The sequence below is a fragment of the Polynucleobacter sp. 78F-HAINBA genome (genome assembly GCF_018882325.1).
Taxonomy (GTDB): domain Bacteria; phylum Pseudomonadota; class Gammaproteobacteria; order Burkholderiales; family Burkholderiaceae; genus Polynucleobacter.
This window is the reverse complement of the sequence record NZ_JACVOQ010000005.1, coordinates 41,662-53,845: the sequence shown is the minus strand read 5'-3', so window position 1 is coordinate 53,845 and position 12,184 is coordinate 41,662. Positions and strand designations below refer to the sequence as shown.

The 12,184-nt window shown below is 45.9% G+C and carries 12 protein-coding genes; 1 reads left to right on the top strand and 11 read right to left on the bottom strand.

The window, feature by feature from the left end; translation table 11 throughout:
• Window positions 1–4: 4 nt before the first annotated feature.
• The 11 genes from ICN11_RS06760 to ICN11_RS06710 all read right to left on the bottom strand — a co-directional run bounded on the left by ICN11_RS06760 (window position 5) and on the right by ICN11_RS06710 (window position 10,968).
• Entirely contained in the window at window positions 5–1,144 is a 1,140-nt protein-coding gene (locus ICN11_RS06760) for an efflux RND transporter periplasmic adaptor subunit (protein WP_215291894.1), read from the bottom strand.
• A gap of 169 nt (window positions 1,145–1,313) precedes the next feature.
• Window positions 1,314–2,849, bottom strand: coding sequence for an efflux transporter outer membrane subunit (locus tag ICN11_RS06755; protein ID WP_216229701.1), 1,536 nt, complete (start codon window positions 2,847–2,849; stop codon window positions 1,314–1,316).
• 149 nt (window positions 2,850–2,998) lie between these two features.
• Window positions 2,999–3,862: a pirin family protein gene (locus ICN11_RS06750; protein ID WP_216229700.1), complete on the bottom strand. Its 864-nt coding sequence runs from the start codon at window positions 3,860–3,862 to the stop codon at window positions 2,999–3,001.
• 30 nt (window positions 3,863–3,892) lie between these two features.
• Window positions 3,893–4,450: a flavodoxin family protein gene (locus tag ICN11_RS06745; RefSeq protein WP_216135421.1), complete on the bottom strand. Its 558-nt coding sequence runs from the start codon at window positions 4,448–4,450 to the stop codon at window positions 3,893–3,895.
• A gap of 24 nt (window positions 4,451–4,474) precedes the next feature.
• Window positions 4,475–4,885 carry a DoxX family protein gene (locus ICN11_RS06740; RefSeq protein ID WP_216229699.1) on the bottom strand — a complete coding sequence of 137 codons (411 nt, stop codon included), beginning with the start codon at window positions 4,883–4,885 and terminating at the stop codon, window positions 4,475–4,477.
• Between the two features lie 35 nt (window positions 4,886–4,920).
• Window positions 4,921–5,337, bottom strand: a complete 417-nt coding sequence (locus tag ICN11_RS06735) for a MarR family winged helix-turn-helix transcriptional regulator (RefSeq protein ID WP_216135427.1) — start codon at window positions 5,335–5,337, stop codon at window positions 4,921–4,923.
• 157 nt (window positions 5,338–5,494) lie between these two features.
• Window positions 5,495–7,327, bottom strand: a complete 1,833-nt coding sequence (glmS, locus tag ICN11_RS06730) for a glutamine--fructose-6-phosphate transaminase (isomerizing) (RefSeq protein WP_216229698.1) — start codon at window positions 7,325–7,327, stop codon at window positions 5,495–5,497.
• Window positions 7,327–8,802, bottom strand: coding sequence for a bifunctional UDP-N-acetylglucosamine diphosphorylase/glucosamine-1-phosphate N-acetyltransferase GlmU (gene glmU, locus ICN11_RS06725; RefSeq protein WP_216229697.1), 1,476 nt, complete (start codon window positions 8,800–8,802; stop codon window positions 7,327–7,329). Before glmU ends, glmS begins: the two co-directional genes overlap by 1 nt.
• Window positions 8,799–9,707, bottom strand: a complete 909-nt coding sequence (gene ttcA / locus ICN11_RS06720) for a tRNA 2-thiocytidine(32) synthetase TtcA (RefSeq protein WP_215386946.1) — start codon at window positions 9,705–9,707, stop codon at window positions 8,799–8,801. Before ttcA ends, glmU begins: the two co-directional genes overlap by 4 nt.
• 29 nt (window positions 9,708–9,736) lie before the next feature.
• Entirely contained in the window at window positions 9,737–10,132 is a 396-nt protein-coding gene (locus ICN11_RS06715) for a dihydroneopterin aldolase (RefSeq protein WP_216229696.1), read from the bottom strand.
• Between the two features lie 14 nt (window positions 10,133–10,146).
• Window positions 10,147–10,968, bottom strand: a complete 822-nt coding sequence (locus ICN11_RS06710; protein ID WP_370623610.1) for an SDR family oxidoreductase — start codon at window positions 10,966–10,968, stop codon at window positions 10,147–10,149.
• A 25-nt stretch (window positions 10,969–10,993) separates the two neighbouring features.
• On the opposite strand from ICN11_RS06710, the gene ICN11_RS06705 reads away from it, so the two are divergent.
• Window positions 10,994–12,181 (top strand): class I SAM-dependent methyltransferase, encoded by a 1,188-nt coding sequence (locus tag ICN11_RS06705; RefSeq protein WP_216229695.1) that lies wholly within the window; start codon window positions 10,994–10,996, stop codon window positions 12,179–12,181.
• Window positions 12,182–12,184 lie beyond the last annotated feature (3 nt).

The following is a 12,184-nucleotide window of genomic DNA, read 5'->3' as shown; positions in this document are numbered from 1 at the left end:
GGACTTATTCCTGTGGCTTCGGGTTTGGTGAATTCGAAGGCAACACTTTGTTATTCACAATCAGTGGTGTACCGTTCTTCAACTTGAGCTGACCGCTAGTAACTACCGTAGCACCCTCTTCAACACCCTTGAGAATCGCCACTTGGTCGCCACGTGTTGGTCCTGTAGTCACAAAGACTTGCTGGGCCTCAAGCGTAGGCTTGCCCTGCTTATCCTTCTTACCGGTTGGCTTGGCAATAAAGATTGTCGAGCCGTAAGGGTTATAAGTTACAGCCGTTTGGGGCAAAGTCAGCATCTTCACTTCATCACCCAGCTTGATATTCACATTGGCAAACATGCCCGGCAAAATCTTTTTATCCGGATTGGCTAATTGAGCTTCAATCTGAATATTGCGCGTATTGGTATCGACCTTTGGACTGACTGCAGTAATCTTGCCAGTGAAACTCGCATCTTTAAACGCATCAGTAGTCACTACGATTTCTTGCCCAACCTGAATCTGCTCAGCATTGCTTTGGGGGAGATTGAAATCCACAAAAATAGGATCCAAGGTTTGAAGGGTGAGCAACTTATCACCTGGGTTAACAAACTGACCGGGATTAATCATCACAATGCCCACACGGCCACTAAAGGGGGCCTTCAAATTCTTCTTTGCAACTAAAGCCGTTTGCTGCTCTACCTGAGCTTGCTTGGACTTTGCGTCCGCCTTACTTGTGTCAAATACGTTCTTACTAATCGCCTGAATCGCCAACTGCTGTCTATCACGCTCATTAATGACTTTAGCCAAATCTGCCTGAGCCTTTAATGAATTCAGTTGTGCAACATCTGAAGCATCATTCAACTTAATGAGTAGGTCGCCTTCTTTTACATCCATGCCAGATTTAATAGGCACGGTTTGTACAAGGCCACCGATTTCAGTACTAAGATCTACGCCTCTAAATGCGCGTACATTACCAACGCTGGAGAGCTTAGGCTGCCATGCAGTGGTCTCTACTACCATCGTGGAAACGGTTGCAGGAGGCAATCCCATACCAGCAATAAAGTGTTTGATCATGAAGGTCTTGAGTTGATTAAACCCAAAGATCAAGCCGAGTAACAAAAATACGCCACACAACATAATGGTCATGCGTCGACCCAAAGGGGTCATCGATTGCAATTTGGCGTTGACCTTACTGCGCAAGAAGCGCTCGCGCAAGCGGAACCACACACCTTTTGCCTTTTCCCAAAGCGCAATCGCCTTATCGCGTAGCTTCCACTCTTCAGCTTTAACAAGCATCCAAGCCCACAAGGCAACTGCTGCTGCAGTCACTTTGGTTTTAATTGTTTCCAGAAGTTTCATTTTGATCTTTGTTCGCTATGGCTTTTGGTTGAAAGGCTGGGCCGGTACGATTCCACCAGCCGCCGCCTAGTGCTGCAAATAATGCTGCCGTGTCAGAGAATCGGGTCGCTTGTGCAGACACTGATTTGACTTTAGCAATTTGATATTGATTTTGATAATAGAGAACAGCCAAGTAACTTGCAGTGCCCAACTTATATTGCTGCTGCACTAACTCTAAAGTTTCATAAGCGTAACGCTCTGCGTCTGATGCAGACTTCAATGCTTGGGCACCTGTCTCTAAAGCGCGCAAGGAATCTGCAACCTCTTGAAACGCCTTAAGCACAGTTGCTTGATATTGATAAACCGCTTGCTCGTAATTAGCAATCGCTCCACGGCGTTGTGCCAATAACTGACCACCCTGAAACAGCGGCTGGAAGATGCCGCCAGCAATAGACCATAGAGTAGCGTTCGGCCCAAACAAGGCTGCGCTAGTTAGTGCCGCAGAACCAATGGCACCCGTAATATTAAATTGTGGCAATAAATTAGCGGTAGCTACACCTACCAAAGCATTCGTCGCCTTGAGTTGTGCTTCTGCCGCACGTACATCTGGACGTTGACGAACAAGACTTGAAGGTACTGACAGTGGCAACTTCTCTGGCAAATGTAGAGACCTCAAATCAAACTTAGTGATGTTGGCATTACTAGGCAACTCACCCACCAAGACCGCTAACTGATTGCGCGCAAATGAAAGATTGCGTTCGTAAGTAAATAAATCTACTTGCGAGTTAGACACTAAAGTTCTTTGCGATGTTACGTCCACCTTAGAGACAGTACCAATGACCAATTGCTTCTCAGTAACTTCGGCTAAATTAGTTTGCGCCTTAAGAATTTCTTCTGTGGCTTGCATTTGTGCGCGCAAAGCTGCTTCACGCACAGCGCTAGTGACAATGTTGGCTGTCAAGGAGAGATATGCGCCCTCCAACTGAAACTGAGCAATCTCTGCTTGCGCTCTCGCACCCTCAACTGCTCGGCGCGCACCACCGAAAACATCTAGCTTATAAGTGACGTTTACAGAAGCGTTATAGAGGTTGTAGGTATCTGAACCATATGGCAAGCCATAAATAGCGGAGGGTTGGAGCTGACGAACTACGCCACCATTCAAACCAATCGCCGGAAAATACTGTCCACCAATTTGTGCGCTGACATTTTCTTGGCTAGCGCGCAGGGCCGCATCAGCAGCGCCTAAATTTGGGTTTTGCTGCAAAGCTTTTTTGATCAATACATCAAGCTCTGGAGACTTAAATAATTCCCACCACTGAGCCTCAATATCCGCACCCTCAACAAACTCTTGATCAGTACCGCCTGGAACACCAGGCGCAGTAGCTAGTTTTTTAGAAAGCGTAGTCTCGGTATAGGTAGAGGTATTAGGAGAATCAGGCTGTTTGAAGTCAGGGCCAACGGCACATGCAGAGAGAAACCCCGCGGATAACAACGGAAGCCAACGCAAAATAAAGAATTCTTTTGAACCAAACATGTACTGTGACAAATTTCCTTTTCTACAGCAGATATTTGAACATACTTTTCTAATCCAGTCTGTGTAAAGCCTTGATTTAACTAATGAATTTTTTTGTACACAGCTGAGTGTAGAAGTCAAGCGGATTTTTTTAGGCTACAGCCACATTCTTAGTGAGTAATTTTTCCAAAACCACCACTATTGAAATCTTGCATTGCCTGAGCAATCTCTTCTTTGGTATTCATGACAAATGGGCCGTAACCCACAATAGGTTCATTAATAGGTTCACCACTCAGCAGCAAGGCAATGGTGTCTTCCAGCACGTTCACTTGAATATCTTGACCTTGATTGCTAAACATCAGCATCTGGGCATCTTTGGCGACCACGCCCTCACCCGCCTCAACGGCGCCCCTCAGGACAACCAGGGAGGTATTCCAGCTCTCAGGCACAGGAATAGTTGTTGAGCCCTTCTTTAACTTCAGGTCAATCACATTGAGAGGGCTAAAAGTATTGGCTGGGCCTGTATGGCCATCAAAATCTCCAGCAATGATGCGTGCTTGTCCTGCGCCGCTCTTCAACTCAATCGTAGGAATCTGTTTATCCAGAATGGCTTGATAGCCTGGCTTGGTCATTTTGAGCTTTGCTGGCAAATTCACCCACAACTGCACCATATTCAGAGTTCCGCCATTTTTAGCAAAACCCTCTGAGTGAAATTCTTCATGCAAGATGCCAGAGCCGGCCGTCATCCACTGAACATCTCCAGGGCCAATCGTTCCACCCTGACCTGTGGAATCTTTATGCGCTACTTCACCTTCATAAACAATGGTGACCGTCTCAAAACCACGATGTGGATGTGAACCCACACCCTTACGTTCAGATGTTGGGAGAAACTCTGCTGGACCTGCATAGTCCAGCATCAAGAATGGACTCATTTGATTGCCGAGGTCTTGATAGAAGAACAAGGTGCGCACAGGAAAACCGTCGCCTACCCAGTGACCTCGATCATTTCCTTGTAAACCAATGAGTTTTTTCATGATTCCCCCAATTTCTTTCAGATAAAAAGCTTACTTAGCTTTAAGTTCAGCGGCAATCTTGGCAATACGCTCACCATAGAGACGTGCTGTTTCTAAATCGCCCACATTTACCTCATCAGTACTTGCGTCTGAAGGAGTCTGCATCATCGCACCAGCAGAAGAGCCAACATAGTTCACATCATCACGCTTCGCGGCTTTGGAGTTCGAAGGCATTAAACCAGTGCCAACCCAGATACCTGAATGCTGCATTGCCAGAGTGAAGAAGTAATGCAAGGTGGAGTGCTTATCACCATTCATCGTGGCAGAGTTTGTGAAACCACCGAATACTTTGTCTTTCCACTGCTGTGAAAACCATTGCTTAGAACTGGCATCAGCGAACTTCTTAAACTGCCAGCTTACTGTGCCCATATAGGTTGGCGAACCAAATACGATGGCATTAGCAGTATTGAGAATTTCCCACTGCGCATCAGTAATATTGCCTTCGGAATCAATGGCTATTAGCGTGCCATTTGCTCCCTTAGATAGGGCTTCAGCTTGTTTAACTGTGTGGCCATACCCACTATGAAATACAACGGCTACTTTAGTCATGATCTTTTCCTTTAATGAATGGAATTACTTCGCTGCTTTACGACCATCAATACTGAATCTACCAGCACCAGTAGAAGCCAACACCAATAAACCACCCATTACCGCAATGTTCTTAAAGAATAGCAATTGAGCGATAAATACTGCATCTGCTGGAGCAGCCCAAAATGCATGCCCAGTAGCAGCAGCGATTAAAGTAAAGATCGCCATGATCACTGCAACGATACGTGTCTGAAAACCTACGATCAATGCAATGCTTCCCAGAACTTCAATCACAATTGTTGCTACCAATGCGAATACTGGAGCTGGAATACCCAAAGAAGCGAAGTAGCCTAATGTTCCCTCAAATCCAGCAATCTTTCCCAAACCTGCCGGTAAAAATAGTGCAACGATAAGCAATCGACCAACGAGGTTAAGTATGCTTTGATATGTGTTCATGTAATGTTCCTTTGTAATGTTTACTGAAAAATTGTTTAATTAAAAATTGCTTTTACTTCTTTTAAAACCATTACCGCTTGTTCTAATTCTTTTTTGGTGAGCTTGCTAAACGCCTTGCCGAGGTATTCCACATGCTCCGGAAATACCTTCTTAAATAATTTGTCGCCAGACTTTGAGAGGCCAATCTTGTAACTACGGCCGTCTTCAACGTTCAGAAACTTTTCAATTAAGCCTTTCGCCTCGAGCCTTTCTAAAACACCCGTCATAGTGCCTTTAGAAACTAGCGTCTTCTCACCCAATTCCTTACAAGTCATTGGGGGCTGATTACCTAAGGTCGCCACAATGTCAAACTGGGTTGTGGTTAAGCCCATCTCTTTAATATGCGCTCCAGAGTGAGCCTCAAAGGCCTGATAGGCCTGAACCAATTCCTTAACGAGCGATAGGTGATTCATTTCATTACCTCAATTTAGTCTGTATGCGTACTAGTTTAGTACTAGTTCGTACTAATTGCAAGACCCTACAGAATCAAGGGAATAAACCCAGTTGATTGGATTACGCCTGGGTTAATGAAGTTACTTGGAATTTTGAGGTGAATCCACCCCAGAGAAATTACTCGACGGTAACGCTCTTTGCGAGATTACGCGGCTTGTCTACATCAGTACCCAGGGCGCAAGCGGTGTGATACGCCAGTAGTTGCAGTGGAACTACATGCAAGATTGGGGAAAGATTTCCATAGTGCTCAGGCAAACGAATCACGTTGATGCCTTCACTGCTAGTAATTTCGGTATCTTGGTCTGCAAAGACGTACAACTTACCGCCACGGGCTTTGACTTCCTGCATATTGGATTTGAGCTTTTCCAGCAAGTCATCTTTTGGGGCTACTGTTACCACTGGCATCTTTTCAGTAACCAGGGCTAATGGTCCGTGCTTTAACTCGCCCGCTGGATAAGCTTCAGCATGAATATAAGAAATCTCTTTTAACTTGAGCGCACCTTCAAGGGCAATTGGGTAATGCATGCCACGACCCAAGAACAAAGCATTTTCACATTTAGCAAATGCAGTGCTCCAAGCCATGATCTGCGGCTCAAGCGCTAACACTGCATGCAAAGCTTTTGGCAAATGGCGCAAGTCACGCAAGAGCTCTTTCTCTCGCTCAGGACTTACTTTGCCAGCACGCTTAGCCAATGAAACAGCTAACAGATATAGGGCAACCAATTGAGTAGTGAAGGCTTTAGTAGAGGCCACGCCAATCTCAGTGCCAGCCTTGGTTAAGAAATTCCAATTCGTTTCGCGAACCATGGCGCTACTTGCAACGTTACAAATTGCCAACGTGTATTGATGTCCTAAAGCCTGGGCATGACGTAAGGCCGCCAAAGTATCCGCAGTCTCACCAGACTGGGAGACCACCACAATTAATGTATTCGGGTTAGGAACAGTTGTGCGATAACGATACTCACTAGCAATCTCTACCTGCGTCGGTATGCCTGCTAAATCTTCTAACCAGTATTTAGCAACGCAAGCGGAGTAGTAACTAGTGCCGCAAGCCAATATCAAAATTTGATCAAACTTTTTCCATTGCTCAGGATTTGCATTAAAGAGTTCTGGACCAAAGCTAGCAATATTGGCAAGCGTGTCGCTAATTGCTCTTGGTTGCTCAAAGATCTCTTTCTGCATGTAGTGCTGATAAGGACCTAGATCTACGGAGTCAGCTTGAGCTGGCATTGATTTTTGCTCACGCTGCGCTGTCTTACCTAACTGATCAATGATCTCAACGCTATCCGCCTTAAGAATAGCAACATCACCTTCTTCGAGATACATCATTGAATGTGCGCGACCGGCCAAAGCCAGTGCATCAGAAGCAAGGAAATTTTCATTCTCGCCAAGCGCTACAACCAAGGGCGATCCAACGCGTGCACCGACCAAAATATCTGGACGATCTTGCGCAATCACACCGATCGCATAGGCACCATGTAAGCGCGGCAATACAGATCGCACTGAAGCAACTAAATCAACCTGCTCGCTTGCTACATAAGCTTGATGAATTAAATGCGCAATCACTTCAGTATCTGTTTCTGAAGTAAATACGTAGCCAGCAGATTTCAGCTCGGTGCGCAGTGACTCGTAATTTTCAATAATGCCGTTATGCACCACAGCGATTAATCCACCAGAAATATGGGGGTGTGCATTTTGTGTATCAGGCTTGCCGTGCGTTGCCCAGCGGGTATGCGCAATACCTAAAGTGCCATGAAAATCTTTCCCCTGCTCCGCTAACTCGGAAACACGGGCTGTCGTGCGAGCACGTTCAATGGGGTGCTTGGCATCATCACCATTAATTACGGCAAAACCACAGGAATCATATCCACGGTACTCAAGGCGACGCAGGCCTTCGATCAATACCTCAACAATATTCTTACGCGATGCTGCGCCAACGATTCCGCACATTATTTTTTAGCCTTCACGGATTTTTTAGCAGCTACTTTCTTTATTGCTACCTTCTTATCTGCCACTTTCTTTTCCTTCTTTACTGGGCGTTGCCACTGTAAAGAGATTTGCTTAGCGCGCGACACGGTAAGTTGATTAGGGGGCGCATCTTTAGTCAGAGTCGTGCCTGCACCCAATGTGGCGCCACGACCAACACGCACTGGGGCAACCAACTGAGTGTCCGAACCAATGAAGACATCATCTTCAATAATGGTTTGGTGCTTATTCACACCATCGTAGTTACAAGTAATCGTACCTGCACCGATATTGACTCTAGAGCCCACAATGGAATCGCCAACGTAAGCTAAGTGATTAGCTTTGCTATTGGCGGCAATCTTGCTGTTCTTCACTTCTACAAAATTACCAATGTGCACATCATTCGCCAAGTCAGCACCTGGGCGTAAGCGAGCATAAGGCCCAATCAGCGAACTTGCGCCAACTTTTGCACCGTCAATATGGCTGTATGGGTGAATAGTGACATTCTTACCAATCACGCTATTGCGAATGATGCAGTACGGGCCAACTTTTGTGCCCGCAGCTAAAGTTACGCAACCTTCAAATACACAACCCACATCAATAAAGACATCGGTACCGCACTCCAACGTTCCGCGAATATCAATGCGTGCTGGATCAGCCAATGAAACACCGGCATCCATTAGTACGTTTGCTTGGTTTAATTGATGCACGCGCTCTAAAGCAGCCAACTGATCGCGACTGTTAACGCCAACAGTTTCATATTCAGCATCAGCTTGCGCAGTGCGAATGGGCACACCATCTTTAACCGCCATCGCGATGACATCAGTTAAATAGTATTCACCCTGGGCATTGCTCGCTCGCAAAGACTTCAACCATTTCTTGAGTGAATTGGTTGGTAGAACCATGATGCCGGTATTGATTTCTTGAATACGCTTTTGCTCTGGCGATGCATCTTTTTCTTCAACAATCTCCTTTACAGAGCCGTCGATATCTCGCACGATACGACCATAGCCCGTTGGATTGCTGAGATTTTGAGTCAGAAGTGCTAATGCAGAATCTTGACCACGCACACCATCAGCCAATTTAGCTAATTTAGAGAGCGTCTTTTTACTTGTAAGTGGCACATCACCATAGAGAACCAAAGTAGGTTCATTTACATCTAGCTTAGGCAGTGCTTGTAATAAAGCGTGTCCTGTTCCTTTTTGCTCGGCCTGCAGTGCAGTGCCCACTTTGCCGAAGCGAGAATCTTGCTCGCCGACTGCTTGAAGAAACTCTTTAACATCGGCTGCGCCGTGACCAACAACAACGATGGGGCCAGTTTTAGCGCTCTTGCCTTGTAGATCTAGAGCGGTATTGAGAACGTGCTGGAGAAGGGGTTTCCCGGCCAAGGTTTGGAGAACCTTGGGTAATGCGGACTTCATCCGCTTTCCCTGCCCAGCAGCCAAAATAACGATGTTCATAAAGAGGGATTATAAGACCCCTGAATCAGCGTTCCGCAGGCTATTTCATCGATTTCTGTCTCATCAATCGCTTTGTCACCAGCCGATCTGGCAGCAATACCCGACAGCTCTGTAGAAATCTCGAGATTCTTGAAATCAAAGGCCTCTCCATCCATTAAATGGGATGGCACGATATGGTGCATTGAGCGAAATAGATTCTCGACACGCCCTGGGTGCTTTTTCTCCCACTCGCGCAGCATCTCTTTCATGGCACCGCGCTGGAGATTGGGCTGACTGCCACAGAGATTGCACGGAATAATTGGGAAGTTCATATCTACTGCGTAACGTTCAAGTAACTTTTCAGGAACATATGCGAGGGGACGAATGACAATATGCTTGCCATCATCAGATCGCAACTTTGGCGGCATACCCTTGAGCTTGCCAGCAAAGAACATATTCAACATCAATGTTTCTAAGATGTCATCACGATGATGACCTAAAGCAATCTTGGTAGCACCCAACTCATCTGCAACACGATACAAAATGCCACGACGCAATCGAGAGCAAAGACCACAAGTCGTTTTTCCTTCTGGAACGACACGCTTGACAATGCTATAGGTATCTTGGTTTTCAATGTGGTACTGAACACCCAAAGCTTTTAAATAGTTCGGCAAAATCTCTGCTGGGAATCCTGGTTGCTTTTGATCCAAATTGACAGCAACAATTTCAAAATCAATTGGGGCACGCTCGCGCAACTTCAATAGAATATCGAGCATGGCATAACTATCTTTACCACCCGATAGACAAACCATTACTTTGTCACCATCTTCGATCATGCCAAAGTCACCAATTGCTTGGCCAACTAAACGGCAGAGCTTTTTCTCAAGCTTGTTTTCTTCGAAGACGACTTTACGAATATCACTCATGGCTACTAAATCTTTTCCGAAATTTCTCTTTAAGCCTGCTTAATCCGAAATACTTCAACGCCAACAGAGTGGCAATCTGGATAGACATCAGGCTTAGCTGTACTAACGCGAGCCGCAATGACCTTCGGATGCAAGAGCATCGCAGTCACGATGTCGTCGCAGAAGGTTTCCTGTAAGTGGATATGACCCTGGGAAGACCGTGCCTTAATGGTTTCACGCATGAAGTCGTAATCCACAACCTCTTCCAACAAGTCTTTAGAAGGAGTGTTCATATTCAAAGGAATGTAGAGATCAACATTGAGAATGACGCGCTGCTCAGCCTTCTTCTCAAAATCATGCACACCGATATTGATATAGATTTCATAGTCACGCAGAAATAAGCGACGGCAATCAACTAAAGCGGGATGAGAAAGAATAGCGTGCATGAATTTTTTAACTTTTAGTTTGTTTTAAACATCACATCGCGTGATGATGGCAATAGATGTTGTCCGCCATCCACATATAAGGTGGTGCCAGTGATCGCATTTGAGCTTGCTAAAAATACGGCTGCTTTTGCAATATCACTTGGTGTTGATGACTTACCCAATGGCGTCATCTGATGCGCCTTAGTAAAACCTGATTCAGTTTGATCGCCTGAAGTCAGCGTAATACCGGGAGCCAAACCAATCACCCGTAAGTGCGGAGCAAAATCTACTGCTAACACCTCAACTGAAGTGAGTAGTGCAGCTTTAGATAATGTGTAAGACAAATAATCTGGATTGAGATTAATCAATTTTTGATCGAGCAGCTGAATTACCGAGGGAATTGATAAATTACTCTCGCTTGCTTTCTTTGTCTGGCTCTTTTGATAGTCAAACATTAATTGAGACAGCAAGATAGGTGCAGCCAAATTGACTTGCATGTGGTCTTGCAAACTTTTACCGCTGAGCGGGGTGTCTGAATTAGCGCGATCATATTCAAAGATTGAAGCGCTATTCACGAGACACTCGAGGTCTTGAAACTCAGCAACAACTGCGGCAAACAGAGAATGAATTTCTACTTCGCTAGCGAGATCAGCCTTAAATGCCACGGCCTTACGCCCTAAGCCCTGGATTTCCGCAACGGTAGCCTGGGCATCTGCGGCAGACTTGCCATAATGAATCGCAATATCCCAGCCCTGACGAGCAAATTCCAAGGCAATTTCTCGGCCAAGACGCTTGGCAGCGCCGGTCACTAAAACTGCTTTATTTTGCTGAGGTTGTAGGTTTGAACTCAAGTTCACTTAAATTCTCTTAGACTAGCGAGCTATGGATATTACCTTGACCAGCCTTGAAACGGCTCATACCGAGCTTCTTAGCCAAAAAATAATGGGCGAAATCGCCTCTAATGGCGGCTGGATGCCCTTTTCAAGGTATATGGAAATGGCTTTATATGAGCCAGGTATGGGTTATTACAGCGCTGGAGCCCACAAATTGGGTACTGGCGGTGATTTCACGACAGCCCCAGAGCTCTCCCCCCTATTTGGCGCTGCCATCGTAGAAACCCTTTTACCGATTCTGGAGGGCCTTCAAGCCCAAGGACTCCCTACTCAAATTCTGGAGTTTGGCGCCGGCACCGGCAAATTGGCTGAATCCATTCTTACCCGACTGCACGATCTTGAATTTTCCTTAGATAACTACGACATCATCGAGATCTCGCCAGACCTAACCCAAAGACAAGAAGAACGCCTCAAGCAACTTACCGAGAAACTAGCTCTATCTACTCAATGCAATTGGTTAAGCTCTTTACCTAGCAACTTCAAGGGCATCATTCTAGCCAACGAGGTAATTGATGCCATCCCTTGTGACGCCATCATTTTTCAAAATGGCTTTTGGTATCAACAAGGCGTCGCTGTAATTGATGGCAAGCTTGCTTGGTCAGTAGGACAACCTGTTGAGCAGTCGCTGCTTCCAGAGACTTTACTCAACGGAAACTTTTCTGAAGGCTACCTTACTGAATTACATGCACCCGCAAATGCTTGGATGCACCAAGTAGCCAAGCATCTCGATACTGGACTCTTCCTCACTTTTGATTACGGATTTCCGGAGAGTGAGTATTACCATGCACAACGCCTAGAAGGCACACTCATGGCGCATCATCGCCATCATGCTATTCAAGATCCATTTCACCTTCCGGGGCTATGTGATTTAACAACCCATGTGGAATGGTCGCAGATTGCACGCAGTGCACTCAAGGAAGAAGTCGATGATGCCTATCTCAGCAATCAAGCGTCTTATTTGCTAGATGCGGGCATTGGCGATATTGCATTAGAGATTGGCGACCCTGGCGATCCAGAAACTTTCTTACCTATTTCGAACTCGCTGCAAAAACTATTATCTGAAGCGGAGATGGGCGAGCTATTCAAAGTCTTTGCATTCTCAAAGAAACTGTCTGAGGTATTGCCAGACCACGTCTTAGAAGACCTACCGGGCCTTCGGGGCAGAAATCGGCTGTAAGTT